The sequence below is a fragment of the Streptoverticillium reticulum genome, assembly GCF_047456005.1.
GTDB lineage: Bacteria > Actinomycetota > Actinomycetes > Streptomycetales > Streptomycetaceae > Streptomyces > Streptomyces reticulum.
This window is the reverse complement of record NZ_CP179755.1, coordinates 4,114,202-4,140,128: the sequence shown is the minus strand read 5'-3', so window position 1 is coordinate 4,140,128 and position 25,927 is coordinate 4,114,202. Positions and strand designations below refer to the sequence as shown.

The following is a 25,927-nucleotide window of genomic DNA, read 5'->3' as shown; positions in this document are numbered from 1 at the left end:
CGGCTCCCTCTAGTTGGTGCCGATCTTCGCCAGCAGGTCCACGATCCGGCCCTGCACCTCCGCGCTCGTCGAGCGTTCCGCCAGGAACAGCACCGTCTCGCCCGACGCCAGGCGCGGCAGTTGCGAGGGGTCCATGTCCGCGGACGTGTAGACGACGAGCGGGGTGTGGCTGAGCAGGCCGTTGCCGCGCAGCCAGTCGACGATGCCGGCCCGGCGGCGGCGCACCTGCATCAGGTCCATCACCACCAGGTTCGGGTGCGTCTGCCGCGCGAGCTGCACGGCCTCGGCGTCCGTCGCCGCGCACACCACGTGCATGCCGCGGCGCTCCAGCGTGGCCCGGAGCGCGCCCGCGACCGGCTCCTGCTCCTCGATCAGCAGCACCCGCGGCGGGTGCATCTCGCTGTCGCGCGGGGCCAGCGCCTTGAGCAGGACGGCCGGGTCGGCGCCGTACGCGGCCTCCCGCGTGGCCTGCCCGAGACCGGCCGTCACCAGCACCGGGACCTCCGCCGCGACCGCCGCCTCGCGCAGCGACTGCAGCGCGGTGCGGGTGATCGGGCCGGTCAGCGGGTCGATGAACAGCGCCGCCGGGTAGGCCGCCTTCTGGGCGTCGACCTCCTCGCGCGAGTGCACGATCACCGGGCGGTAGCCGCGCTCGGTCAGCGCGGACTCCGTGGACGCGTCCGGGGCCGGCCAGACCAGCAGCCGCCGCGGGTTGTCCAGCGGCTCCGGCGGCAGCTCGTCGTCCATCGGCGGCCGCACCGGCTCGACGACCTCGACGGCACCGTCGGGCCCGTCCAGCGGTTCGGGGCCCTCGGAACCCTCGTCCGGGGCGCCGACCGCGAAGGCGCGGGCCTCCGGGAGCGGGTGCGGGCGGGCGGGCGCCGCCGGTGCCGGGGCGGCCTGCGCCTTGGCCTCGCGCGGGGTGTCGGCGGGGTTCGCGAGCTTGCGGCGCCGTCCCGAACCGACGGCGGTCCCGCCGGCCGGGGTCTCCCCGGCGCCGGGGCCCTGGCCGAGGGTGCGCACGCTGATGGGCCGCGGGGCGGGGGGCCCGTCCTGCGGGGCGCTGCCGCCCGGCTCCTCGGCGAGGGCGCGCCGGGCCCGGCGGCGCCCGGTGCCGGGGGTGGGGTGCGGGGAACTGCCGCTCTCCGCGGGGGAGTCGGCGGGCCGGGGCGCCGCGTCCGGCTCCGGCGCGGGGGGCGTCCGGTCCGGCGCGTCCGCGGGACGCGCGGGCCCGTCCGGCGTGGCGACGGCCTGCTCGGGCCGCGTGTGGGCCGAGGCCGCTGCCGCTGCCGCCTCCGGCGCGGCTGCCCGGGCGGGCTGCTCCTGCGGGAGCGCGCCGGGACCGCCCGGCGCCACGGGCGCGAACGGCGGTGCGCCGTCGCCTGCGGCGGGCTTCTGAGGGGCGGGGGCCGGGGCCGGGTCGTTCGGGAAGGCGGCCGCGCCGGGTGCGAATGCGGCGGTGCCGCCACCCTGGGCGTGGTTACCGGCGCTGCCCCGCTGCCCGGCGGTCGCCGTCGGCTCTTGGAGGAATGCGGCGGTGCCGCCGCCCTGTGGGTGGTTGCTGCTGTCGCCCGTCGCGGGCGGGAAGGCCGGAGCGCTGTTCCGCGGGTGGTTGCTGCTGTCGCCCGCCGCGGGCGGGAAGGCCGGAGCGCTGTTCCGCTGCCCGGCAGTCGTTGCCGGCTCCTGCAGGAATGCGGCGGTGCCGCCCTGCGGGTGGCTGCCGCTGTCGCCCACCGCGGGCGGGAAGGCCGGGTCGCCGTTCCGCGGCGTCGCCGACGGCTCCGCCAGGAACGCCGCCGTGCCGCCCCCCTGCACGCGCTCCCCGTTGTCGCCCGGTGCCGCAGGCGTGAACTCGGGCTTGCCGTCCCGCAGTTCGGCCGCTCGCTCCTGCGGGGCCTTCTCGGGCGCCGCGGGCGGGAACGGTACGGGTACGGCCGGGTGCTCGTGCAGGAACGCGGCCGTTCCGCCGCCCTGCAGGCCCGGCTGCGCCGCAGCGGGCTTCTCCGGCGCGGGCGCGGGGGGCGCCGGCGTCTCCTCGCCGGAGGCGAACCCGTCGTCGGCCGGCTTGCGCGGTGCCGGGGTGGCCGGCTTGGCCGGGCGGTCCGCCTCGGCCGGCGGGAGGGCGAACGCGGTGCGGGGCGCGGTCGGTTCCGGGGCCTGGCGGCCGGGGGCCGCGGCGCGTCGGGCGCGCCGGCCCGCCGGCTGCGCCGTGCGGTCCGCTTCCGCGGGGGGCAGGGCGAACGCGGTGCGCGGCGCCTCCGCCGGCACCGGTTCGCGGCGCGCCCGGCGGCCCGTCGGTGCGCCGGCCGGCTGCGGGGTCTCCTCCTCGGGGCGGGCGGGGCCGCGCCGCCGCCCGGTCGGCTGGACGGCGGGCTCGGCGTCGGCCTTCGCGGCGGGGGCCGTCTCCTCCGCCGTCCCGCGCGCCCGCTGCGCGGGCATCGGCATCACGGTCGTCCCGCTGCCGATGCTCGCGTTCGGGTCCGGCCGCAGCTCGGACCCGGTCACGGGGGTGCCGTCCGCCGAGACGGGCACCTCCAGTACGTACGCCCGGTCGTGCTTCTGCAGCACGCCGCCGTGCTGTTGCACGATGCCGCGCACGATCGGCTGGTGCACCGGGCTGCCGCCGGGGTGCGGGCCGCGCACCTCGATGCGGACGACCTCGCCGCGCTGGGCGGCCGCCACCACGATCGTCGAGTCGCCCGCGGCCGTCTTGCCGGTCGCGTCGACGCCGGCCACGTCCGCGACCAGGTGCGCGAGCGCCCGGGCGAACTGCTCCGCGTCGATCTCGGCCTCGATGGCGGGGGCGTGCACCGCGAACTGCGCACGCCCGGGGCCGATCAGCTCGACGGCGCCCTCGACGCCCGCCGCGACGACCTCGTCGAGCCCGGCCTTGGCGCGCTCCAGCTTCGCGGTGCCGGTGTCGAGCTGCTGGTAGGCCAGCACGTTGTCGACGAGGGCGGTCATCCGCCCGTACCCGGCGGCGAGGTGGTGCAGGATCTGGTTGGCCTCGGGCCACAGCTGGCCCGCGGGGTCGTCGGCCAGGGTGCCGAGCTCGGTGCGGAGTTGGCCGAGGGGGCCGCGCAGCGCGTCGTCCAGGACGGCGAGCAGCTGGGCGTGGCGTGCGGCGAGCGCGTCGTAGGGGCGCCGGTCGGTGAAGGTCATCACGGCGCCGACCAGCTGCTCCCCGTCGCGCACGGGCGCGGTGGTCAGGTCGACGGCCACCGCGCGCCCGTCCTTGGCCCACAGGACCTGTCCGCGCACCCGGTGCTTGCGCCCGGAGCGGAGGGTGTCGGCGATGGGGGACTCGTCGTAGGGGAAGGGGGAGCCGTCCGCGCGCGAGTGGTGGATCAACGGGTGCAGCTCGCGGCCGCCGAGGTCGCTCGCCCGGTAGCCGAGGATCTGCGCGGCGGAGGGATTGACGAGGACGACCTTGCCCGCGGTGTCGACGCCGACCACGCCCTCGGCCGCCGCGCGCAGGATCATCTCGGTCTGGCGCTGCTGGCGGGCGAGTTCGGCCTCGGTGTCGAGGGTGCCGGTGAGGTCGCGGACGACGATCATCAGCAGCTCGTCGCCCGTGTAGGGCTGGGGGTCGGCGTAGGGGGTGCGGCCGTCCTCCAGGTTGGTGCTGGTCACCTCGACCGGGAAGCGGGTGCCGTCGGTGCGCCGGGCGATCATGCGGGTGGGTCGGGTGCGCCCGCCCTCGTCCTGCGGGAGCCGCATGGAGCCGGGGATGCGCCGGGAGTCGAAGTCCGGCAGCAGGTCGAGCAGCCCGCGGCCGACGAGACCTGTGCCGGGCACCTCGAAGGTCTCCAGCGCGATGTGGTTGGCGTTGACGACGGTGCCGTTGCAGTTGACGAGCAGCAGGGCGTCGGGGAGGGCGTCGAGTATGGCTGCGAGGCGAGCAGCGCCTCGGGATGGCCTGCTGCTCACGAGACGCTTCCTCCCTGGTTACCGCATCTTGCCGACCTCGCCGGGCGGGGAACGGTCCGCTCCGGCGGCAGGTCACTCTGGGGAAGTCTACGGGCTGTGGAGGCGGGCGCGACGGCGGTCGACGGGTGTGGCGGACCGTCCGGACATGCCTCGCGTGTCAGGTCATGGCACGGGCTTTCGGCTCGCCGAACAGAATGGAGAACTTGTCCCAGCGGGCCGTTTCGCACCCGTTCGTCCTGTTGAAGTGCGCATCCACCGGCCGTCCCGCCCAGCGGCCGGTGACGTGGGCCTGCTGCGGGCCGCCGTAGATCATCGGACAGATCTGGTCCTTGGGCACGGGGGCAAAGGGGTCCTTGCCCCACGTGGTCCCGCCGTCGAGCTGCTTGCAGGCGTCCGCGGCGCGTGGGTGGGTGCTCCCCGTCAGCGGGTGACAGTAGAGATGGAAGGTGCCCTCGAGGTCCCCGCTGTGGGTGATCGTGACGACGAGGTGGTCGGCGGCCCGCTGCTCGGGCAGCGGGATCGGCGCGGCACCGGCGGCGGCGCCGGCGGCGAGCAGGGCCGGTGCCGCCAGGGCGGCGGCTGCGAGGGCCAGGCGGTGGAGCGGCATGCAGGACTCCAAGGACGGGTGCGTGCCGGAGGCCGGCACGGGGGAGGGGATCCGCCCCGGCCCGTCTAACGCGCCAGTGCGCCGCGCGTTGCGCACCCGGAACGCCTTTGCCCCCGGTGCCGGAAGCCCGGTACCGTAGGGTGCGATTGGTGATGAGGCACGAAGCTGTGTCATCATCTGCACCAACGCTCGCGCCCGCGCGGGTGTGCTGGAGGCGTCGCCTAGTCCGGTCTATGGCGCCGCACTGCTAATGCGGTTTGGGCCTTAAAGCCCATCGAGGGTTCAAATCCCTCCGCCTCCGCCCTCTGACCAGGGAGTTCAGCTGTTTTCGGCTGGGCTCCCTGAGTCGTTTCAGGAGCTCTTTCAGCCGCCTGATGGCACCGTGCTGGCGCCAACCGCCGAAAGGCGGCTCTGGCGCGGGATGAAGGCCGCGATGCGGCGCGTGGCGTCCTCGGCGTCGTCGGCTCCCGCCCCTCGCCTGTTGCGGCACTGGCGGCGGCTGCTGGCGTGGAGCGTGCTCAGCACGACGGTTATGCAGCTCGCTCGGCAGCTGGAACGGGTTCCGGTTGCCGGCTGGATTCTGAAGGAGCTGTTCAGTGCCGGTTGGGCCACCGCCACCTACCTGGCGTTGCCCGCCATGATGGTCGACGGCCTTGGAGTGCTTGAGGGCACCCGACGGTCGGCGCGGATGCTGCGCGAGACCTTCTCCCGACAGGTGTACGGCTCGCTGTGGATCGCGTTGCCCGTGATCCTGTCGGTGGTCGGACTCCGCTGCTACCAGCACGGTGGCTGACGACGGCATGTACCTCGGGCCCTGACGAAACGTCAGCACGTCGGTTACCAGGTAATGCCGGCGGGCTCCTCGATGGTGGTGTTGATGCGGTTGCACCGGCGACGCCGGCGAACACGCAGGCGCTGCAGCCGTTGATCTGGCTGGCCCGCAGGTGAACCAGTTCCAGGATCTGGGGGGAGACGCCGCCCTGGTACATGGCCTTGTAGATGTTCTGGATGACCTTCATGGCGTCCGGCAGGACCAGGGCGGGGTTCTTCATCCGGGCAGTGGTGGCGACCGCGGCGTTCATCTGACTCTCCTGTTGATCCGTTGGCGTCTGTCACTGGACCGACGGATCCGGACACGGGGGTGTGACAGGTGAGCGAGAACTTTTTTCTGGCCGACCGTTTTGAGGCGGAACGGCCCGGACTCAAGGCAGTGGCCTACCGGATGCTGGGGTCGCTCGCCGAGGCGGAGGACGCCGTCCAGGAAGCCTGGTTCAAGCTCGGCCGCACTGATGTGAGCGATGTGAAGAACCTCGGGGCCTGGCTCACCACGGTCGTGGGCCGGATATGCCTGGACATGCTGCGCTCGCGTACCTCGCGGCGCGAGGAACCGCTGCCCGAGCACGACGGGTCGGTCCGGCTTCCCGACCCGGTGGTCACCGCGCTGGCCCGCGTCGACCCCGAGCAGGAGATCCTGATCGCGGACTCCGTGGGCATCGCGCTCATGATCGTGCTGGAGACCCTCTCCCCGGCCGAGCGACTGGCCTTCGTCCTGCACGACATGTTCGACGTGCCCTTCGACGACATCGCCCCCATCCTCGGCCGGACCACGGTCTCCACCCGGCAGCTCGCCAGCCGCGCCCGCCGCCGGGTCCAGGGCGCCGCCCCGGCGGCCGACACGGACGTCGCCCGCAAACGCGATGTCGTGGACGCCTTCCTGACCGCCTCCCGCGGCGGCGACTTCGAGGCGCTCCTGGCCGTCCTCGACCCCGAGGTGGTCGCGCGCTCCGACGGCGGCACGCTCGTCCCGAGCATCCTGCGGCGCGGCGCAGCCGACGTGGCATCCCAGGCGATCACCTTCGCCCGCTTCGCGGCAGACGCGCGTCTGGCGCTGGTCAACGGCACGCCCGGCGTTGTCTCGTTCGCCGGGGACCGGCCTTTGTCCGTCATGTCGTTCACCATCCGGGACGGCCGTATCACCGGACTCGACATCCTCACCGATCCTGACCGCCTGACCACGCTCGGTCTGACCGTCTGACCGTCTGACCGCCTGACCGATGCCGGAGCCTCCGCCTCCGCAGGAGAGGCCCCGGTTGTCGATCACGACAGCCGGGGCCTCCTGCGTTGTCACGCGCGCCGCCATTTTGCTGTTTTCGCAGGTCAGGCGGGGTGGACAGAACGGATTTCGCCTCCCGGCGCAGTTCATGTAATGTTGTTCCCGCAACGCCGACCGGCAAGGAAACAAGCCGGGAAGCCGAGCGCTCGTAGCTTAACGGATAGAGCACTTGACTACGGATCAAGAGGTTGCAGGTTCGAATCCTGCCGAGCGCACAGTCGGGAAGCCGGTTTCCGGTTCTTCTCGTCCGTCGCGGGGTGGAGCAGCTCGGTAGCTCGCTGGGCTCATAACCCAGAGGTCGCAGGTTCAAATCCTGTCCCCGCTACTCAGACCACAGGCCCGGTACTTCGGTACCGGGCCTGTGGCGTTTCCGCTATCCCCGCAGCGCCAGCACGTCCGCCAGCGCGCGCCACTGCTCCCGGGGCAGGCGCGCGTTCAGCTGGTCCGGCACCACGGCCTGCACCGCGAGGTGGTCGGCCCCGGCCGCGAGGAACTCGTCCACGCGCTTCCGCACGGCGTCCCCGTCGCCCAGCGCGAAGAGCGCGTCGACCAGACGGTCGCTGCCGCCGCCGGCGAAGTCCGTCTCCTCGAAGCCGAGCCGCAGCAGGTTGTTGGTGTAGTTCGGCAGCGCCAGGTACAGGGCGAGGAAGTCGCGGGCCGTGGCGCGGGCCCGGGCGAGGTCGGTGTCCAGGACGACCTTCAGCTCCGGCGCGAGCACCGCCCCGGCGCCCAGCCGCTCCCGTGCCTGCGCCGTGTGCTCCGGCGTGACGAGGTACGGCACGGCGCCCGCCGCCCGGTCCCGCGAGAGCTCCAGCATCTTCGGGCCGAGCGCGGCCAGCAGCCGCTGCGAGGCGGGCAGCGGCACGGGCGCGCCGTCCAGTCCGTCCAGGTACGTCTTCATCGCGGAGTACGGGCGGGCGTAACGTTCCGCGAGCTTCCCGTGGCTCACGCCGAGCCCGAGGACGAACCGTTCCCGCTGTCCGGTGGGGAGTGCCGCGTACTGGGCGGCCACGTCGGCGGCCTCGTGGTTCCAGATGCTCAGGATGCTGGTGCCCACGGTCGCCCGTTCCGTGGCCTCCAGGATGTGTACCGCCTGGTGGATGCCGGGGCTGCCGCCGATCCAGAGCGTGCTGTAGCCGAGCTCCTCCAACTCCTGTGCCGCTTCGCGGACTTCGCCGAGCTGCTCGGGCGCGTCCACGCGGAGCCCGCCGCTAAAGATGCCGATGGTTCCCAGTGCTGTGTCCAGTGCCATGATCATGAAAACTGGAGGCGTCATCCGGTTATTCCCGGGGGTCCGGGCCCGCCGGATTCTCAGAGGTTTCACAGAATGCCGAAAGGGCGCTCTCACCCGCCCCCGGCACCATCGGATGCCATGACGCCGCCCCCCGGCCCGCCCAGCGGGCGCACCACCCAGCTGCTGCACGACGACGGAAGTCCCGTGCGCGTCCTGGTCGTCGACGACGAGGCCTCGCTGGCCGACCTCCTCCGGCTCGCCCTCCGCTACGAGGGGTGGGACGTGCACACCGCGCCCGACGGTGCCGAAGCGGTGCGCCGCGCGCGGGAGTTCCGCCCGGACGCGGTCGTCCTCGACGTGATGCTGCCCGACATGGACGGCCTGGCCGTGCTCGGCCGGCTGCGCCGCGAGCTGCCGGACGTGCCGGTGCTCTTCCTCACCGCCAAGGACTCCGTGGAGGACCGGATCGCCGGGCTCACGGCCGGCGGCGACGACTACGTCACCAAGCCCTTCAGCCTGGAGGAGGTCGTCGCCCGGCTGCGCGGCCTGCTGCGCCGGTCCCGTGCCGTCGCGCCGCGCAACGAGTCCGTGCTGCAGGTCGGCGACCTGGTCCTGGACGAGGACAGCCACGAGGTCTCGCGCGCCGGCACCGACATCCACCTGACCGCCACCGAGTTCGAGCTGCTGCGCTTCCTGATGCGCAACCCGCGCCGGGTGCTCAGCAAGCCGCAGATCCTGGACCGGGTGTGGTCCTACGACTTCGGCGGCCAGGCCAACGTCGTCGAGCTCTACATCTCGTACCTGCGCAGAAAGATCGACGCCGGGCGCGAGCCCATGATCCACACCCGGCGCGGCGCCGGCTACCTGATCAAGCCGGCCGTCGTCCCCGCGTGATCCGACGCCCCCGCCCCCTGCGCAACCGTCCCCTGCGCACCCGGCTCGTCGTCTCCACGGTCGCCCTGGTCGCCGTCGTCTGCGCGGTGATCGGCACGGTCACCACCATCGTGCTGCGCAGCTACCTCTACGGGCAGCTCGACGCCCAGCTGCACGAGGTGGCCGTGCGGGCCGCGGGCCGCCGCCCGCCGGAGCCGCACGAGAGCAGCCCGCTGCGCTTCGTCCGGGGCGGCGGCCAGCCGCTGGGCACCGTCGGCGCGCTCGTCGGCGCCGACGGACGGGTGCGGCAGTCGGCCGTGAGCACCCCGCCCGACTCCTCCTCCTGGCCCGGCGACGACGCGCTCGAACCCCTCACCGACGCCCAGAGCGACGCCCTCGGCCGGTTCGCCCGCGACGGCCGGCCGCACGATGTCGACCTGCCCGGGCGCGGGCAGTACCGGGCCCGGTCCGTCGCCGCCCCCGACGGCACCGTCTTCCTCGTCGGCATCCCCACCACGGCCGCCCAGGACACCCTGGGCACGCTGATCGTCGTCGAACTGTGCGTCTCCGGCGCCGCGCTCGCCGCGGCCGGGATCGCGGCCGCCGCCACCGTGCGCATCGCCCTGCGGCCGCTGCGCCGCGTCGCCGCGACCGCCACCCGCGTCGCCCAACTCCCGCTGCACAGCGGTGAGGTGGCCCTGCACGAGCGGGTGCCCGAGGCCGAGGCCGATCCGCGCACCGAGGCCGGGCAGGTGGGCGCGGCCCTCAACCGTATGCTGGGGCACGTCGGTTCGGCGCTGACGGCGCGGCAGGAGAGCGAGACACGGGTACGGCAGTTCGTCGCCGACGCCAGCCACGAGCTGCGCACGCCCCTCGCCTCCATCCGCGGCTACGCCGAACTCACGCGCAGGGGCGCCGAGGAGATCGGTCCCGACACCCGGCACGCCCTCGGGCGCATCGAGTCGGAGGCCCGCCGGATGACCGATCTGGTCGAGGACCTCCTGCTCCTCGCCCGCCTCGACGCCGTCCCCCAGCTATCTCCCCCAGCTACCGCTGGGGGTGCCCCCAGAGGTGCCCCCAGCCCGCTTTCGCTCACGGACATCGACCTCTCTCCGCTCGTGGTCGATGCCGTGAGCGATGCGCGGGCGGCCGGGCCCGACCACACCTGGCGGCTGGACCTGCCGGACACGCCCGTCTGCGTGCGCGGTGATCCGGCGCGGCTCCAGCAGGTGCTGGTCAATCTGCTGGCCAATGCCCGTACGCATACGCCGGCCGGGACGACGGTGATCGCGCGGGTGCGGGGTGCCTCCGGCGGTGCGTATGCGGTGCTGGAGGTCGAGGACGACGGGCCCGGCATACCGGCCGACCTGTTGCCGCACGTCTTCGAGCGGTTCGCCCGGGGGGACGCCAGTCGCTCCCGCGCGGGGGGTGGTACGGGGTTGGGGCTGGCCATTGTGCGGGCTGTTGTGGATGCGCACGGGGGCGCTGTCTCTGTCAGCAGTACGCCGGGGCGGGGCACTGTCTTTGCTGTGCGGTTGCCTGCGGGTTGAGTGTGGTTGCTCGCGCAGTTCCCCGCGCCCCTACGGGGCGCGGTACGGCACCCTCTCACAGCCCACCCACAGGCTGATCACACGGTCGTGACAGCGCCCGTCGACAGGGTCGGCGCATGACCGACTGCCCAGCTCTTCCGGCCCGTTCACCGCTTGCCGTCCGGCAGACGGCGACCGTGCTCGACGTCGTCGTCCCGGTGTACAACGAGGAGGACGACCTCGAAGCCTGCGTCCGCCGGCTCCACGCGCACCTCACGGCCACCTTCCCGTACGGCTTCCGCATCACCGTCGCCGACAACGCCAGCACCGACCGTACGCCCGAGGTCGCGGCCAGGCTCGACGACGCGATCGAGGAGGTCAGCGCCGTACGGCTGGAACAGAAGGGCCGCGGGCGGGCGTTGCGCACCGTCTGGTCGCTCTCCGACGCGCCCGTCCTGGCCTACATGGACGTCGACCTGTCGACCGACCTCAACGCCCTGCTGCCGCTGGTCGCCCCGCTGATCTCCGGCCACTCCGACCTCGCCATCGGGACCCGGCTCGCCGGGGGGTCGCGCGTGGTGCGCGGCCCCAAGCGGGAGTTCATCTCCCGCGCCTACAACCTCGTGCTGCGCACCGGCCTCGCGGCGCGCTTCTCCGACGCGCAGTGCGGCTTCAAGGCGATCCGCAAGGACGCGGCCGAGGCGCTGCTGCCGCTGGTCGAGGACACCGGCTGGTTCTTCGACACCGAACTGCTCGTGCTGGCCGAGCGGGCGGGGATGCGCATCCACGAGGTGCCGGTGGACTGGGTCGACGACCCGGACAGCTCGGTGCACATCGTGCGCACCGCCACCGACGACCTGCGCGGCGTCTGGCGGATCGGCCGTGCGCTGGCCACCGGGGCGCTGCCGCTGGAGCGGCTGCGCAGGCCGTTCGGCGACGACCCGCGCGACCGCGCCGTGCCGGGCGTGCCGCGCGGTCTGGCCCGGCAGTTGGTCGGCTTCTGCACCGTCGGCGCGCTGAGCACGCTCGCCTATCTGGGCCTGTACACGCTGTTCCGCATGGGCATGGGCCCGCAGCCCGCCAACGCGCTGGCGCTGCTGCTCTCGGCCGTGGCCAACACCGCCGCCAACCGCCGGCTGACCTTCGGCGTGCGGGGACGCGAGCGGGCGATGCGCCAACAGGCCCAGGGTCTGGTGGTGTTCGCCATCGGTCTGGCCCTCACCAGCGGCTCCCTGGCCGCCCTCGGGGCGGCGGGCGGCAGTGCCTCGCACGGCGCCGAGCTCTCCGTCCTGGTCGTGGCCAACCTCGCGGCGACGGCGCTGCGGTTCCTGCTGCTGCGGGCCTGGGTGTTTCCACAGGCTGTGCATACGGCTGCGGCGGACGGGGAGCACCAGCACCATGAGACTCCCGGGAGCACCCGTTGACCCTCCGCCGCCCCAACCCCGCCCTGCTCGTGCTCCTCGCGGCCACCGCCGCGCTCTACCTGTGGGACCTCAGCGCCTCCGGTTACGCCAACCAGTTCTACGCCGCCGCCGCACAGGCGGGCGGCGCGAGCTGGAAGGCCTTCTTCTTCGGATCCTCCGACGCCGCGAACTCCATCACCGTCGACAAGCCGCCCGCCGCGATGTGGCCCATGGGCCTGTCCGTCCGGCTCTTCGGGCTCAGCTCGTGGTCGATCCTGGTCCCCGAGGTGATCATCGGCGTCGCCGCGGTCGGCGTGCTGTACGCCGCCGTGCGGCGGCACTTCGGTACGGCCGCGGGGCTGCTGGCGGGCGGGGTGCTCGCGCTCACCCCGGTCGCCGCGCTGATGTTCCGCTTCGACAACCCCGACGCGCTGCTGTGCCTGCTCATGGTGTGCGCCGTCGCGTGCGTGCTGCGGGCACTGGAACACGCGAGCACCAAGTGGCTGATGCTGGCCGGGTTCTGCTTCGGGCTGGGCTTCCTGACCAAGACCCTGCAGGCCTGGCTGATCCTCCCCGCGCTCGCCCTGGTGTACCTGGTGTGCGCGCCGACGTGGCCGCTGCGCCGGGTGGTCCAGCTCCTTCTCGCCGGGCTGGTGCTGGTCGTGGCCGGAGGCTGGTGGGTCGCTGTCGTCGAGCTCATGCCGGCCGCGTCGCGCCCGTACGTCGGCGGTTCGCAGCACAACAGCTTCCTGGAGCTGACCTTCGGCTACAACGGGCTCGGCCGCATCAACGGCAACGAGACCGGCAGCGTCGGCGGCGGCCCCGGCGGGGGCGGGCACGGTGGCGGCGGCCACTGGGGACAGCCCGGCATCGGGCGGCTGTTCGCCCCGGACACGGGCGGCCAGATCGCCTGGCTGCTGCCGGCCGCCCTGGTGCTGCTGGTGACGGTGCTGTGGCTGCTGCGGCGCGCGGGGCGTACGGACATCCGCCGGGCGGCGTTCCTCGTCTGGGGCGGTGCGCTGCTGATGACCGCTGCGATCTTCAGCTTCATGTCGGGGATCTTCCACCAGTACTACACGGTGGCCCTGGCCCCGTACGTGGCGGCGCTCGTCGCCATGGGCGTCGCGGTGCTGTGGGAGCGTCGGGCGGTGTCGCTGCTCGCGCTGGTGACGACGGGGACCGCGGGGTGGGCGTACGTCCTGCTGGACCGCACCCCGCACTGGCTGCCCTGGCTGAAGTGGGCCGTCCTGGCGGCCGGTGTGGCGGCGGGCGTGGCCCTGTTGCTGGTCCGCCGCGGCGAGGGCCGCGCTGTGCGCTGGGTCGCCGTGCTCGCGGCGGGCAGTGCGCTGGCGGGTCCGTTCGCGTACACGCTGAACACGGTGGACTCCGCGCACGGCGGCTCGATCGTGACGGCGGGCCCGGCGGTGCGGGGCGGCTTCGGCGGGTTCGGCCGCCCCGGCGGCGGACACGGCGGGCCCGGCGGCCGGGGCGGTGCGGCGCACGGCTTCCCGGCGGGCCTCCCGATGGGGGACCCCGGGCGGCGCAACGGCGAACGGCCCGGCGGCGCGGGCGGGTTCGGCGGTATGGCCGGGCTGCTCGGCGGGCAGCGGGTGAGCCCGGCGGCCGCGGCCGCGGTGGCGAAGGACGCGGGGAAGTACACCTGGGCCGCGGCGACCGTCGGCTCGCAGAGCGCGGCGGGCTACCAACTCGCCACGCAGCGGCCCGTGATGCCCATCGGCGGCTTCAACGGCAGCGACCCCTCACCCACGCTCGCGCACTTCGAGGAGCTGGTGAAGGACGGACGGATCCACTGGTTCATCGCCGCCGGCGGCGGCGACCGGGCCGGACGGGGCGACCGGGGCGGTAAGGGGACGGCCGCGGAGATCACGGCGTGGGTGGAGGCGCACTTCGCCAAGGTCACGGTGGGGGGTGCGACCTTCTACGACCTGACGCGGAGCGCGTGACGGGGTGTGACGGGGACCGCGCAAAAACTCACTTGTACGGCGTAGAGCAGTCCTTGTACGGTGTACGGCACAAGCCAGTCGTACACCGTACAAGGGGGAACACGCATGACGGCGACGACCGCCGGCTCACCCGGCACCGAGGCCGCAGTGCGGCCACCGCGCAACCCGGCCCGCTGGATGATCCTCGGCGTCATCTGCCTCGCCCAGCTCACCGTGCTGCTGGACAACACCGTGCTCACGGTGGCGATCCCGTCCCTGACGAAGGAGATGGGCGCCGCCACCTCCGACATCCAGTGGATGATCAACGCCTACTCGCTGGTGCAGGCGGGACTGCTGCTCACCGCGGGCAACGCCGCCGACCGCTACGGGCGCAAGAAGATGCTCGCCACAGGCCTCGGCCTCTTCGGCATCGGCTCGCTGCTGGCGTCCCTCTCCACGACCACCGGGGAACTGATAGCCGCCCGCGCCGGCATGGGCATCGGCGGAGCGCTGCTGATGACCACCACCCTGGCCGTCGTCGTCCAGGTCTTCGACGACGAGGAGCGCCCGAAGGCCATCGGCCTGTGGGGCGCGGTGAGTTCGCTCGGCTTCGCCGCCGGTCCGCTCATCGGCGGCGCCCTGCTCGACCACTTCTGGTGGGGCTCGATCTTCCTGATCAACCTGCCGGTGGCCCTGATCGGCCTGGTCGCAGTGCTCAAGCTCGTCCCCGAGTCGAAGAACCCGACCGGCGACCGGCCCGACCTGCTCGGCGCGCTGCTCTCGACGATCGGCATGACCGGTGTCACCTTCGCGATCATCTCCGGCCCCGGGCACGGCTGGACGTCCGCGCGCGTCCTCGTGTCGGCCGCGGTCGGCGCCGTCGCGCTGGCGGGCTTCGCGCTCTGGGAGCGTCGCATCCCGTACCCGATGCTGGACATGCACTTCTTCCGCAACCGCCGGTTCGTCGGCGCGGTCGCGGGCGGCATCCTCGTCGCCTTCGGCATGGGCGGCTCGTTCTTCCTGCTCACCCAGCACCTGCAACTCGTCCTGGGCTACGGCCCGCTGGTCACGGGCCTGCGCATGACTCCGCTCGCCCTCGTCATCGTCGTCCTCAATCTGACGGGCGTGGGCGCCCGGCTGCTGCCGAAGGTGGGCACCCCGGTGGCCATCGCGGGCGGCATGGGCCTGCTGGCGGCGGGCCTCGCGGCCATCGCGACGCTCGGCGCGCACGGGTACGGGGGCATGCTGCTGGGCCTGATCCTGATGGGCACCGGCATCGCCCTGTCCATGCCGGCCATGGCCAACGCGATCATGTCGGCGATCCCGCCGGAGAAGGCCGGCGTCGGCGCCGGCGTCAACGGCACGCTGCAGGAATGCGGCAACGGCCTGGGCGTGGCGGTGCTGGGCGCGGTCCTCAACTCGCGCTTCGCCGGGCTGCTTCCCGCAGTTGCGGCGGGGGCGGGGTCGTTGCCGGCGGCGCTGGAGCGGGCGCATTCGCCTGCGCAGCGGGCGGAGATCGCGGATGCGTTTGCCACCGGCGTTCACACCAGCCAGCTCGTGGGTGCGGCCGCCGTGTTCGCCGGCGGCGTGCTTGCCGCGGTGCTGCTGCGCAGGGCGGAACGCGCCGGGGCGCAGTAGCGGGCCGGTTCTGCGGGTGCGGCCCGGCTGTGGTTGCTCGCGCAGTTCCCCGCGCCCCTGACGGGGCACGGTTCGCGCCCCGAAGGGGCGCGGGGAACTGCGCGACCAGCCACGACGAGCCCGCAGTCGACACACCCCACGCCCGGCGAACCGCCTAGCATTCGGCATAACGCACCACCGAGAGGAACCTCCGCATGAGCAAGGGCAGGGCCCCGCGCACCAGCGTCTGGCTGAGCGGAAAAGCCGGCGCCCCGAAACACCGGATCAGCACCGCGGGCGAAGGGCTCGACCGGGACCGGATCGTCGCCGCCTCCATCCGCCTGCTGGACGCCGAGGGCCTGGCCAAGTTCTCGATGCGGAAGCTCGCTTCCGAGCTCGGTGTGACCGCCATGTCGGTCTACTGGTACGTCGACAACAAGGACGACCTCCTCGAGTACGTCATGGACGAGGTCAGCGCCGAGATGCGCGTCCCCGACCCCACGGACGAGTCCGAGGACTGGCGCGACCAACTGCGCCTGCTCGCCTTCGAGTACCGCGCGATGCTGCTCGACCACCCCTGGATGCCCCAGCTCGTGGGCCAGTTCCAGAACATCGGGCCGCACGCGATGAAGTTCGCCGATGTCTCGCTGGCCGTGATGCGCCGCTGCGGTGTGCCGCCGGAGTCCATGTCGGGGGCGATCTCCGCGCTGTTCCAGTTCGTCTTCGGCTACAGCACGGCCTGGGGCCTCTACCGGGAGCGCTGCAAGGCGGCGGGCCTCGGCGAGGAGGAGTACTACCAGGACGTCCTGGAAGCGGTCACGAACCGCACCGACCTCATGGAGACCTACAAGGAGTCGGCCGAGATGCTCCGGTCCCGCGACACCGACACGGTCGAGCAGATGTTCACGCGGGACTTCGAGTTCGGGCTGGAGACGGTGATCGCCGGCATCGAGGTGATGCGCGACCGCGTCCTCGCCGAGCAGGGGCCGCAGGAGCGGCAGAACGCATAAGGGCCCCGGGGGCGGTGCGCCGACAGGCCGTCCCCTGCCTGTCGAAAGTGCACACCGCCACTCCGGGGCCGTGTGCCGGGAACCAGTGCTTGCCGTTCTGTTCCCGGCTCCGCCGCGGGGCGCGCTCTCCGCTCGATGGCGCGCCCCGCAGCGGGGTCCGTCAGCCGGCCTGCCGGGCCGGCTCCTCCGCCGTCGCCGCCGCGCCGGCCGTCTCGCCCGTGGTGACCCGGCTCTTCAGCGCGACCTCCTTGATGAAGAGCGTCACGATGAAGGCGATCAGTGCGCACGGGGCCGCGTAGAGGAACACGTCGCCGACGCCGTGCCCGTAGGCGCTCTCGATCACCGTGCGGATCGGGGCGGGCAGTGCGGACGGCTTGGGGATGCCCCCGCCGGAACCCTGCTGCGCCAGGGCAGCGCCCTTGGGGCCGAGGGCCGTGAGGCCGTCCTTGACGTAGTCGGTGACCCGCGTGGCGAGCACCGCGCCGAGCGCGGAGACGCCGACCGCACCGCCGAGGGAGCGGAAGAAGGTCACCACGGAGCTGGCGGCGCCGAGGTCCTGCGGTGCGACCTGGTTCTGCGTGGCGAGCACCAGGTTCTGCATCATCATGCCGATGCCCAGGCCCAGCAGCGCCATGTAGATGGCCAGGTGCCAGTACGGGGTGTCGTAGCGCATGGTGCCCAGCAGGCCGAGGCCGGCCGTGACGAGCAGACCGCCGGAGACCAGCCAGACCTTCCAGCGGCCGGTCTTGGTGATGATCTGGCCCGAGACGGTGGAGGAGATGAACAGGCCGCCGATCATCGGGATCGTCAGCACACCGGACATGGTCGGCGTCTTGCCGCGCGCCAGCTGGAAGTACTGCGAGAAGAAGACCGTGCCGACGAACATCGACACACCGACGAAGAGGCTCGCGAGGGAGGCGAGGGCGATCGTCTTGTTGCGGAACAGCCGCAGCGGAATGATCGGTTCGGTCGCCTTGGACTCGACGAACAGGAAGATCGCGGCGAGCACGACCGCGCCGCCGACCATCGCGAAGGTCGTCCCGGAGATCCAGTCGTAGTCGGATCCGGCCCGGGTCACCCAGACCAGCAGCAGGGTCACCGCGGCGGTGATGAAGAAGGCACCGGCCCAGTCGACCTTCACGTCCCGCTTCACGACGGGGAGCTTGAGCGTCTTCTGCAGCACGATCAGCGCGAGGATCGCGAAGGGCACGCCGACGTAGAAGCACCAGCGCCAGCCGAGCCAGGAGGTGTCGGTGATGACGCCGCCCAGCAGCGGGCCGCCGACGGTGGCGACGGCGAAGGTCGCACCGAGGTAGCCGCTGTACCGGCCGCGCTCACGCGGGGAGATCATCGCCGCCATGACGATCTGGGCGAGCGCCGACAGGCCGCCGACGCCGATGCCCTGGATCGCCCGGCAGGCGATCAGCATGCCGGTGTTCTGCGAGAGACCGGCCGCCGCCGAACCGGCGACGTAGATCACCAGGGAGATCTGGACCAGCAGCTTCTTGCTGAAGAGGTCCGAGAGCTTGCCCCACAGCGGGGTGGAGGCGGTCATCGCGAGCAGCGAGGCCGTCACGACCCAGGTGTAGGAGGACTGGCTGCCGTGCAGGTCGTGGATGATCTCCGGCAGGGCGTTGGAGACGATCGTCGACGACAGAATGGCCACGAACATGCCGAGCAGCAGTCCGGACAGCGCTTCCATTATCTGACGGTGCGTCATGGGGGCGCCGGAGCCGGGTGCGGCTCCCTTGTCGGCCTGGCCGCCCCGCACACCGGATGGTGTGGTCGTGGTCATGGACTTCCTGTTCTCTGTCGGGGATCTACGAAGCGACGGGGCGCTTCTAGACGGTGATGTGTGCGGGTGCAGGGACTGCCCGGCCCGGTGCCGGCTCGCGCGCGGGCGGCGGGCACTGGCCGAAGTTTTCGCGGAGCCGCGCCAGCAGGCCCGCGAGGAGGGCGACGTCGGCGTCGGACCAGTCGCTCAGGCAGGTGGCCAGCGCGGCGGCGTGCCGCCGGGAGACCTCGTCCAGCAGGGCCTCTCCACTGGGGGTGAGGCGGACCAGCCGGGAGCGCCTGTCGAGCGCGTCCGGCGTGCGGTCGAGCCAGCCGTGCGCGGCGGCGTAGGAGACGTGCCGGCTGGTCACCGACATGTCGATCTCGAGCAGCTCGGCCAGCTTGCTCATCCGCATCTCGCCGAACCGCGCCAGCAGGGTCAGCATGATCGCCGTGGCGGGGGAGCAGCCCTCGGGGAGGACCCGGGCGATGCCGCGCCGGATCGAGCCGAGGGCGCCGAGCTGGCGGGCCAGCTCTTCGTAGTGCTCCTGTGCGGCCATCGGTTCGTCGGCTCCCCTGAGGTCCTGAATATCGGTTGCTTGGGGCAACCGTATGGCCGATTGGTTGCTGAAGGCAAATGAAAAAGGAGGATTGTCGGGTAAAAGAAGTCTCAAGGATCGCTGGAGCCGTAGTAAAGCCGCAGGCCCGCGCGCACGGCGCGGTCCGGTTTCGCTAGGGTCCTGGCCTATGGCCAACCCCCATCAGCAGAGCCCCCATGGTGAGTACGACCCGGCGGGCAGCACCCAGATGTTCCGTGCCTTTGTGGACGAGAGCGCCGGTACGCCGGCCGCGCCGGCGGTCGGCGGCAGGGCCGCCGCTCGTGCGGCGAAGGACTCGGGACCCCGTGTCGGCGTGATCCTCGGTGTGATCGTGGCGATCGTCGTCGTCGCCGGAGCGGCTTGGCTCGCCTTCAGCTGAGCCGGGTCGTTCTACGGCCGCGGGCCGGTTGCGGTTGCTCGCGCAGTTTCCTGTGCTCCTGACGGGGCGCGGTACGGCGTGTTCGTCACCGTGATGTCCCGGGTCTCGATGTGCATGCCCGCCAGGACCCGCCAGGCGTCCACGCACACCGTCCACGTCTGCTCCGCCGTCCGCCGTGGCGCGATCGGCACCGGGAGCGGGCGCGTGGCGGTGACCGTCGCCCAGTCGTTGCCGAGTGCGTCGATGACGTGCGTGCCGAGCGTGACCGTGCCCTCGGTGACCGGGGTGCTGCCGGTGTTGGTGAAGCCCAACGTGACGTCCTCGCACCAGGGTTGTCTGCCCGGTGTGCGCTGCGGTTCCCCGATGGCGACCGTCGGCGTCGGCGGCGGTGAGGCCGACGGCGGGGGCGCGGGGGTGGCGGTCCTGCGGGGTGTGGGTGCGGGACCTGCGGTGCGCCGTGGTGACGGCGAGGGTGAGGGCGAGTGTGAACGCGAGGGTGTGGGCGTAGGCGTGGGTGAAGGGTCCAGTGGGACGAACTCCACGCCGCCCGTGGGCGGTACGGCCTGGGACACGTCGGGCCCGGCGGCCCCCGTGGCGACATAGCCCTCTCGGTCGCTGCCGCCGCAACCCGTGATCAGTGCACCCAGGCATAAGGCTGTGGCCGAGGCCGTTGCGAGCGTCTTCCGTCGCATCGGCCCAGTTTTGCTGACGGTGGGTCAGCTTGGCCAGGGGGCTGCTCGTGCCCTTTGTCGGCTGCGGGCCGGCTGTGGCTGCTCGCGCAGTTCCCCGCGCCCCTTACGGGGCGCTGTACTCAGTCCGCGATGAGGCCTTCCCTGAGTTGTGCCAGCGTGCGCGTCAGCAGGCGTGAGACATGCATCTGCGAGATGCCGACCTCCTCGCCGATCTGCGACTGCGTCATGTTGGCGAAGAAGCGCAGCATGATGATCTGGCGCTCCCGCGGGGGCAGTTTGGCCAGCAGGGGCTTGAGGGACTCGCGGTACTCCACGCCCTCCAGGGCCGTGTCCTCGTATCCCAGACGGTCCGCGAGGGAGCCCTCGCCGCCGTCGTCCTCGGGGGAGGGGGAGTCCAGCGAGCTCGCCGTGTAGGCGTTGCCCACGGCCAGGCCGTCGACCACGTCCTCCTCGGAGACGCCCAGGCAGACCGCCAACTCCGGGACCGTGGGCGAGCGGTCGAGCTTCTGCGCGAGCTCGTCGCTGGCCTTGGTGAGGGCGAGGCGCAGCTCCTGGAGGCGCCGCGGCACGCGCACGGACCAGCTGGTGTCCCGGAAGAAGCGTTTGATCTCGCCGACCACGGTGGGCATCGCGAACGTCGGGAACTCGACCCCGCGTTCGCAGTCGAAACGGTCGATGGCCTTGATCAGGCCGATCGTGCCGACCTGGACGATGTCCTCCATCGGCTCGTTGCGGCTGCGGAAGCGGGCGGCCGCGTAGCGCACGAGGGGGAGGTTGAGTTCGATGAGGGTGTCGCGGACGTACGTCCGCTCGGCGCTGTCCCGCTCGAGCGTGGCGAGCCGCAGGAAGAGGGAGCGGGAGAGGGTGCGGGTGTCGATGGCTTCGCAGTCGTCGAGCACTGCGGGCGGTGCGTCGTTGGCGAGCACCTTTGCGCTGCCCAGGTCTACGGACATGCCACCCCCTTGAGGTCGCGGACGGGTCACAGCAGCTCCCTCGTGCGAGGGGTTCAGCCTCCACCTGAATACCGGAGGCTGCGCTGCGGCAAACGCAGTTCCTGCAGAATGTCACATGTCGGCAACGCGCTGTAGCGTCAAGTCGACTTATCTTCCCCATGACACCGGGGATGCTGTCACCCGCGGGGGTTAGGCGTCGATTCGATTTGCGGAGCGGAGCCGGGCGAAGCTCCGTGACAGCAGACGGGACACATGCATCTGGGAGACCCCCAGCTCCGCGCTGATCTGCGACTGCGTCAAGTTGCTGTAGTAGCGCAGTAGGAGGATGCGCTGTTCGCGCTCCGGCAGCTGTACGAGCAGATGCCGTACGAGATCGCGATGTTCCACCCCGGCCAGCGCCGGGTCCTCGTAGCCGAGCCGGTCCAGCAGGCCCGGCAGGCCGTCGCCCTCCTGGGCGGCCTCCAGCGAGGTCGCGTGGTACGAGCGGCCCGCCTCGATGCAGGCCAGCACCTCGTCCTCGCCGATCTTCAGCCGTTCGGCGATCTCGGCCGTGGTCGGGGAGCGCCCGTGCAGCACCGTCAGGTCCTCGGTGGCGCCGTTCACCTGCACCCACAGCTCGTGGAGGCGGCGCGGGACGTGCACGGTGCGGACGTTGTCGCGGAAGTAGCGCTTGATCTCCCCGACGACGGTCGGCATGGCGAAGGTCGGGAACTGCACCCCGCGGTCGGGGTCGAAGCGGTCGATGGCGTTGATGAGGCCGATGGTGCCGACCTGGATCACGTCCTCCATCGGCTCGTTGCGGCTGCGAAAGCGCGCCGCGGCGTACCGCACGAGGGGGAGGTTGGCTTCGATCAGGGCGGCTCGCACGCGGGCGTGCTCCGGCGTGCCCGGCTCCAGGCCGGCGAACTCCTTGAAGAGCACCTGGGTCAGCGCCCGGGCGTCGGCGCCCCGGCTTTCCCGGGTGCGGGGGGCGGCTTCCCGGTCGCCTTGGCCGTCCTGGCCGGAGGGGGTGGTTCCGGGGTCCGTGTCCGGCGTCGCGTCGTCGTCCGGTGCGGAGACAGGGGGTTCTGTGTCGGAGGCGGTACGGGCCGGCACGGTCACACCCCTTCAGGAACCTTGACAATGCGGTCAACTCTCCGGCAAAAGCGGTCATAGCATCACAAGACATGTCCAGAGTGTGCAAGCACCGCAAAGCGTTGTGTTGCCATGGAAAAGCCCCTCACCATGACGGTGAGGGGCTTGGTGGGAAAGGGGCCGGCGGAGGCCTCAGAACGGGTAGTCCGCGATCACCCACGTGGCGAATTCCCGCCACTGGGCGACGCCCGCTTGGTGGGCCGGGTGCTCCAGGTACCGCTGCAGCGCCTCGGCGTCCTCGACGGAGCTGTTGATGGCGTAGTCGTAGGCGATCGGGCGGTCCGAGATGTTCCAGGCGCATTCCCAGGAGCGCAGCTCCGGAATGGCCCGCTCCAGCTCCTCGAAGGCCTGGACGCCGGCGATCACGCGCGGGTCGTCGCGGCGGACGCCCTCGTTGAGCTTGAACAGGACGAGATGACGGATCACAGCGGGGCCGTGCCTTCCGTGCCGGTGCGGGTCACTTGATCAGCTGGGTCATGAACTCGCCGATGCTCGTGGCGGCGTCCGAGATCCCCTGGAACCCTATCTGGACCAGTTCGGCGGCCCTGGCCGGGGAGTGGATCACCGTGTACGCCACGAAGATGGCGAGGGCCCAGAGGGCCACCTTCTTTGTCTGCACCATGACGCACTTGCCTCCCCTGCCGTACCGCTTGCGCGGGCGGTCGGGTGATTCTATCCGCACGTGTGCACGAAACAGGTGGGAGTGAAGGGGCGTAATGGTCCTCACGCCGCTTTTAGGGACCTATGGCCCTGGGGGGTGGGGTCCTTTGCCTGCCGTTTGCGCGGGGGGCGGGAGGGAGGATGGGGGCGTGCCTGTGCGAATCTGGCAGGAATTCGCCGGCACGCCGGATACGGGCCTCACTGCGGGGTCCGGGACGCGTCCCCCCGACTGCGGCCCGGACTTGGAGACCGTGTCCTCGTCGGGGGAAGCGGTTTGTCCCCCCGATACCGCTTCCCCCGCCCAAGGTGTAGCTCCTGGGGGCTGCTGCCCCCAGGCCCCGCTGGTTCGTCGGGTGCGGGCCGGTTGTGGTTGCTCGCGCAGTTCCCCGCGCCCCTTACGGGGCGCCGTGGTCGCGCCCACGCGGCGGAGCCGCATATCGACACAGCCCCGCGCCCCTTACGGGGCGTGCCCCTGGTTCGTCGGCTGCAGGCTGTCGGTGGCTGGTCGCGCCCACGCGGCGGAGCCGCTGGGGGTACCTCCCAGCGGTAGCTGGGGGAGTAGCAGCCCCGCGCCCCTATCGGGGCGGGAACTCCTCGTCGAGCAAGGCCCGCAGGGCCCCCGCCTCCGCCGCCCCCCGTCGGGCAAAGAGTTCCTGCGCCTCGCGCAGGTGGCCCTGGGCCGGGCGCGGCTCGCCCAGGGCCAGCAGGGCCCGGCCCCTTGCCCAGAGGGCCACGGCGCGGCAGTACGGCGCGCCCACCCCCGCTTCCAGCGTGAGCGCGCGCTCCGCGTCCGCGATCGCGTCCCGGTGCAGGTGCTGGTCCAGGCGGCAGTGGGCCAGGCGGGCCCACAGGAGGGCCTCCTCGCGCGGGGTCGGCGCCAGCGCCAGCGCCTCGCGCAGGCGGTCCGTCGCCGTGGCGGTGCGGCCGGCGCGCAGGAGGGTGCGGCCGGATTCGGTGAGGACGTGCACCAGTGTCGGCACGTGGCCCAGCGCGCGGGCCTCCTCCGTAGCCCGGCCGATCGCCTCCACCGCCTCGTCGGTCCGGCCCAGTACCGACAGGGCGCCCGCCCGGTCGGCCAGCGCCTCGGCCGCGTGCGTCGGCGAGCCCTCCGCGCGGAACGCGTCCTCGGCCCGGGCCAGCAGTGGCAGGGCCTCCTCGGGGCGGCCCATGGCCAGGAGCAGGGCGCCGTGTTCGTGCGAGGCCAGGGTGAGGATCAGCGGGTCCGCCCCGGCCGTCCGCAGGCTTTCGCGGAGTTCGGCCTCGGCGCGCTCGTACGTGTCCGGCCCGAAGTGCGGTGTGCCCAGGAGTCGCAGGGCGCGGGCGGTGCTGATGTCGTCGCCGTCCTTGCGGGCGCGTTCGAGGGCCTGCCGGGCGGAGGGTTCGAGGTCCGCGTGGAGTCCGGTGCCGACGAGGAGTTGGCCCCACGTCGTCAGCAGGTCCGTCGCCGCGCGGACGCCTCCGGGGACGTCCAGGCGCAGCACCTGGTCGACGGTGGCGAGCAGGTGGGGGTGGGCGTCGCGCAGCCAGGCGACCGCGGCGGCCCGGTCGTGGAGGGGCTGCCCCGCCACGGAGGGGCGGCGCACGTGCCGGGGGACGGGGCTGTCCGGGCGGTTGTGCAGCAGCGCGTTCGCGGCGGTGGCCAGGTGGTGGTCCAGCAGGCGCAGCAACGCGGCGTCGCGGACGGGCGGGCTGTCGGTGTGCTCGCTCTGCCGGCGGGCGAAGAGCTTCAGCAGGTCGTGGTGACGGTGCCGGTCCGGGGCCAGGGGCTGCAACAGCCCTGCCGCGGCAAGGTGGTTCGCGAGTGCGGCCGCCGTCCCGGCGTCGGTGTCCAGGACGGCGGCCGCTGTCGCCGTGTCGAAGGAGGGGGTGTCCGCCAGCGCCAGCAGCCGGAAGGCGCGGGCCTGTTCGGGGTCCAGCGCGTCGTACGCGGCCTGCAGGACGTCCCCGGACCCGGACCCGGACCCGGACCCGGACCCGGACCCGGCCTCGGACCCGGACCCGGACCCGGCCGCGATGCGCACGGTCAGCGGGAGTCCCGCGCAGGCCTCCAGGGCCGCCGGGGCGTCGGGGCACGGGCGGTCCGCGATCGTCTCCAGCAGGTGGAGGGCCTCCGCGCCGGTCAGCGGGGGCACGGGGATGCCCTCGTCGAGAGGGGCGCTGCTGGTGATCAAGGTGGCGCAGCCGGGGGAGTTGGGGAGGAGGGGACGCAACTGGTCCTCGTCGCGGGCGTCGTCCAGGAGGACGAGGATGCGGCGGCCGTGCAGCAGGGAGCGGTAGAGGGCCGTGCGGTGTGCCTCGTCTTCCGGGACGGCCTGTTCGTCGACGCCGAGCGCGTGCAGCAGTTGGGCCAGGGCGGTGGCCGTGTCGAGGGGTGCGGGCCCGGTGCCGCGCAGGTCCAGGTGGAGGCGGCCGTCGGGGTGGGCGTGCCGGAGGGCGTGGGCCGCGTGGACGGCCAGGGTGGTCTTGCCGACGCCTGCGGGGCCGGTGAGGGCGACGGGCGCGAGCACCGAGGCGTCCTTGATGCGGGCGAGGAGTTCCTCGCGGCCGGTGAAGTCCGGTATGCCGGGCGGGAGTCCGTCGGGGGCGGCGCCCGGGGGCGTCCCGGGTGACGGGGCCGAGAGGGCGCCGTCGCCCGCGAGGATCCGGTCGTGCAGGCCGGTGAGTCCGGGGCCCGGTTCCGGTGCCGCGTCGAAGACGGCCAGGGCCTCGGCCTGCCGTCCGCTGCGGTACAGCGCGAGCATGAGCAGGGCGCGTGAACGTTCGCGCAGGGGGTGTTCGGCGACCAGCGCGCGCAGGTCGGCGACGGCCTCGGCGTGCCCGCCCGCGGCGATGGCGCAGTCGAGCAGGTCCTCGCGGGCGGTGGCGTGGAGGTCGTCCAGGCGGGCGCGTTCCCGCTCGGCGTACGGGCCGGTGAGGCCGGCCAGGGCGGTGGTGCCCTCCCACAGGGCGAGGGCGGCGCCGAGCCGTTCCCGGGCGGCGGCGAGGTCGCCCGCCGCGCGGGCGGCGGAGGCCGCGGCGAGGTGGGCGGCGAAGACGGTGGCGTCGAGGGCCTCCGGCCCCACCCGTATGGACCAGGCGCCGCCCTCGGAGCGGAGGGCCTCCTGGCCGAGGGTGGCGCGGAGGCGGGATATGCAGGTGCGCAGGGTGCGGCCGGCGCCCTCGGGGGGTGCGTCGCCCCAGAGGGCGGCGGCGAGTTCGCGGGGGGTCGCGGGCCGGCCGCCGAGGAGGAGCACGGCGAGGACGGCGCGCTGGGAGGGGGAGCCGACGGGGAGGGGGTGGCCGTTGTGCTCGGCGCGTACGGGGCCGAGCACGTGGAAGCGGAGGCCGTCGTGCGGGTCCATGGGTGCCTCGCCTTTGGTGTCCGGGATGCCCCGGAATGCACCTTACCGTGGGGGTGGCCGCCCCGCTTCCCGTACTTCGGGTGCGGGTCGGCTGTGGTTGCTCGCGCCCACGCGGCGGAGCCGCATATGTGAACAGC

The 25,927-nt window shown here is 72.9% G+C and carries 20 protein-coding genes, 3 tRNA genes and 1 pseudogene; 12 read left to right on the top strand and 12 right to left on the bottom strand.

Annotated features, from left to right (window positions below; genetic code table 11):
• Positions 1-9 precede the first annotated feature (9 nt).
• Positions 10-3,930 (bottom strand): PAS domain-containing protein, encoded by a 3,921-nt coding sequence (locus ACMATS_RS18765; RefSeq protein ID WP_414168528.1) that lies wholly within the window; start codon positions 3,928-3,930, stop codon positions 10-12.
• A gap of 157 nt (positions 3,931-4,087) precedes the next feature.
• A complete protein-coding gene (locus ACMATS_RS18760) occupies positions 4,088-4,537 on the bottom strand; it encodes an SSI family serine proteinase inhibitor (protein ID WP_414168527.1) in 450 nt (149 codons plus the stop codon).
• Positions 4,538-4,747: 210 nt separating this feature from the next.
• Between ACMATS_RS18760 and ACMATS_RS18755 the strand changes: the two genes are divergently transcribed.
• Both ACMATS_RS18755 and ACMATS_RS18750 read left to right on the top strand, forming a co-directional pair.
• Positions 4,748-4,838 (top strand) — tRNA-Ser (locus ACMATS_RS18755).
• 81 nt (positions 4,839-4,919) lie between these two features.
• Positions 4,920-5,330, top strand: a complete 411-nt coding sequence (locus ACMATS_RS18750) for a DUF6159 family protein (RefSeq protein ID WP_414168526.1) — start codon at positions 4,920-4,922, stop codon at positions 5,328-5,330.
• A gap of 91 nt (positions 5,331-5,421) precedes the next feature.
• On the opposite strand, the pseudogene ACMATS_RS18745 reads toward ACMATS_RS18750, so the two are convergent.
• Positions 5,422-5,619: pseudogene (locus tag ACMATS_RS18745) on the bottom strand (carboxymuconolactone decarboxylase family protein); the annotation flags it as partial.
• 68 nt (positions 5,620-5,687) lie between these two features.
• Here ACMATS_RS18745 and ACMATS_RS18740 point away from each other — a divergent pair.
• The 3 genes from ACMATS_RS18740 (at position 5,688) to ACMATS_RS18730 (ending at position 6,975) form a co-directional block, all read left to right on the top strand.
• Positions 5,688-6,572: a sigma-70 family RNA polymerase sigma factor gene (locus ACMATS_RS18740; RefSeq protein ID WP_414168525.1), complete on the top strand. Its 885-nt coding sequence runs from the start codon at positions 5,688-5,690 to the stop codon at positions 6,570-6,572.
• 220 nt (positions 6,573-6,792) lie between these two features.
• Positions 6,793-6,865 (top strand) — tRNA-Arg (locus tag ACMATS_RS18735).
• A 36-nt stretch (positions 6,866-6,901) separates the two neighbouring features.
• Positions 6,902-6,975 (top strand) — tRNA-Met (locus ACMATS_RS18730).
• A gap of 48 nt (positions 6,976-7,023) precedes the next feature.
• Here ACMATS_RS18730 and ACMATS_RS18725 read toward each other — a convergent pair.
• On the bottom strand, positions 7,024-7,902 hold the full coding sequence (locus ACMATS_RS18725; protein ID WP_414168524.1) for an LLM class F420-dependent oxidoreductase: 879 nt from the start codon (positions 7,900-7,902) through the stop codon (positions 7,024-7,026).
• A 120-nt stretch (positions 7,903-8,022) separates the two neighbouring features.
• On the opposite strand from ACMATS_RS18725, the gene ACMATS_RS18720 reads away from it, so the two are divergent.
• The 6 genes from ACMATS_RS18720 to ACMATS_RS18695 all read left to right on the top strand — a co-directional run bounded on the left by ACMATS_RS18720 (position 8,023) and on the right by ACMATS_RS18695 (position 16,259).
• Positions 8,023-8,778, top strand: coding sequence for a response regulator transcription factor (locus tag ACMATS_RS18720; RefSeq protein ID WP_390777167.1), 756 nt, complete (start codon positions 8,023-8,025; stop codon positions 8,776-8,778).
• Positions 8,778-10,307: an ATP-binding protein gene (locus ACMATS_RS18715; RefSeq protein ID WP_414170745.1), complete on the top strand. Its 1,530-nt coding sequence runs from the start codon at positions 8,778-8,780 to the stop codon at positions 10,305-10,307. The genes ACMATS_RS18720 and ACMATS_RS18715 overlap by 1 nt, the downstream gene beginning before the upstream one ends.
• Positions 10,308-10,423: 116 nt before the next feature.
• Positions 10,424-11,710, top strand: coding sequence for a glycosyltransferase (locus ACMATS_RS18710; protein ID WP_414168523.1), 1,287 nt, complete (start codon positions 10,424-10,426; stop codon positions 11,708-11,710).
• Positions 11,707-13,653 carry an ArnT family glycosyltransferase gene (locus ACMATS_RS18705; RefSeq protein ID WP_414168522.1) on the top strand — a complete coding sequence of 649 codons (1,947 nt, stop codon included), beginning with the start codon at positions 11,707-11,709 and terminating at the stop codon, positions 13,651-13,653. Before ACMATS_RS18710 ends, ACMATS_RS18705 begins: the two co-directional genes overlap by 4 nt.
• Before the next feature lie 105 nt (positions 13,654-13,758).
• A complete protein-coding gene (locus ACMATS_RS18700; RefSeq protein WP_414168521.1) occupies positions 13,759-15,270 on the top strand; it encodes an MFS transporter in 1,512 nt (503 codons plus the stop codon).
• Positions 15,271-15,464: 194 nt separating this feature from the next.
• Positions 15,465-16,259, top strand: a complete 795-nt coding sequence (locus ACMATS_RS18695) for a TetR/AcrR family transcriptional regulator (RefSeq protein WP_414168520.1) — start codon at positions 15,465-15,467, stop codon at positions 16,257-16,259.
• 160 nt (positions 16,260-16,419) lie between these two features.
• On the opposite strand, the gene ACMATS_RS18690 is transcribed toward ACMATS_RS18695, so the two are convergent.
• A complete protein-coding gene (locus ACMATS_RS18690; RefSeq protein WP_390777162.1) occupies positions 16,420-18,054 on the bottom strand; it encodes an MDR family MFS transporter in 1,635 nt (544 codons plus the stop codon).
• Between the two features lie 46 nt (positions 18,055-18,100).
• Positions 18,101-18,592 carry a MarR family winged helix-turn-helix transcriptional regulator gene (locus ACMATS_RS18685; RefSeq protein WP_414168519.1) on the bottom strand — a complete coding sequence of 164 codons (492 nt, stop codon included), beginning with the start codon at positions 18,590-18,592 and terminating at the stop codon, positions 18,101-18,103.
• A 187-nt stretch (positions 18,593-18,779) separates the two neighbouring features.
• Between ACMATS_RS18685 and ACMATS_RS18680 the strand changes: the two genes are divergently transcribed.
• The gene (locus ACMATS_RS18680) at positions 18,780-19,010 is read left to right on the top strand and encodes a hypothetical protein (RefSeq protein ID WP_336410417.1); all 231 of its coding nucleotides are present in this window, start codon (positions 18,780-18,782) and stop codon (positions 19,008-19,010) included.
• An 11-nt stretch (positions 19,011-19,021) separates the two neighbouring features.
• On the opposite strand, the gene ACMATS_RS18675 is transcribed toward ACMATS_RS18680, so the two are convergent.
• The 6 genes from ACMATS_RS18675 to ACMATS_RS18650 all read right to left on the bottom strand — a co-directional run bounded on the left by ACMATS_RS18675 (position 19,022) and on the right by ACMATS_RS18650 (position 25,790).
• A complete protein-coding gene (locus ACMATS_RS18675; protein ID WP_414168518.1) occupies positions 19,022-19,321 on the bottom strand; it encodes a hypothetical protein in 300 nt (99 codons plus the stop codon).
• A gap of 500 nt (positions 19,322-19,821) precedes the next feature.
• Positions 19,822-20,655 (bottom strand): RNA polymerase sigma factor SigF, encoded by an 834-nt coding sequence (locus ACMATS_RS18670; RefSeq protein ID WP_336410419.1) that lies wholly within the window; start codon positions 20,653-20,655, stop codon positions 19,822-19,824.
• Between the two features lie 189 nt (positions 20,656-20,844).
• Positions 20,845-21,750, bottom strand: coding sequence for an RNA polymerase sigma factor SigF (locus tag ACMATS_RS18665; RefSeq protein ID WP_390777158.1), 906 nt, complete (start codon positions 21,748-21,750; stop codon positions 20,845-20,847).
• Between the two features lie 171 nt (positions 21,751-21,921).
• Positions 21,922-22,215 (bottom strand): Dabb family protein, encoded by a 294-nt coding sequence (locus tag ACMATS_RS18660; protein WP_336410421.1) that lies wholly within the window; start codon positions 22,213-22,215, stop codon positions 21,922-21,924.
• Positions 22,216-22,246: 31 nt separating this feature from the next.
• A complete protein-coding gene (locus tag ACMATS_RS18655; RefSeq protein ID WP_390777157.1) occupies positions 22,247-22,411 on the bottom strand; it encodes a hypothetical protein in 165 nt (54 codons plus the stop codon).
• 613 nt (positions 22,412-23,024) lie between these two features.
• Positions 23,025-25,790, bottom strand: coding sequence for a BTAD domain-containing putative transcriptional regulator (locus tag ACMATS_RS18650; RefSeq protein WP_414168517.1), 2,766 nt, complete (start codon positions 25,788-25,790; stop codon positions 23,025-23,027).
• Positions 25,791-25,927: the final 137 nt, after the last annotated feature.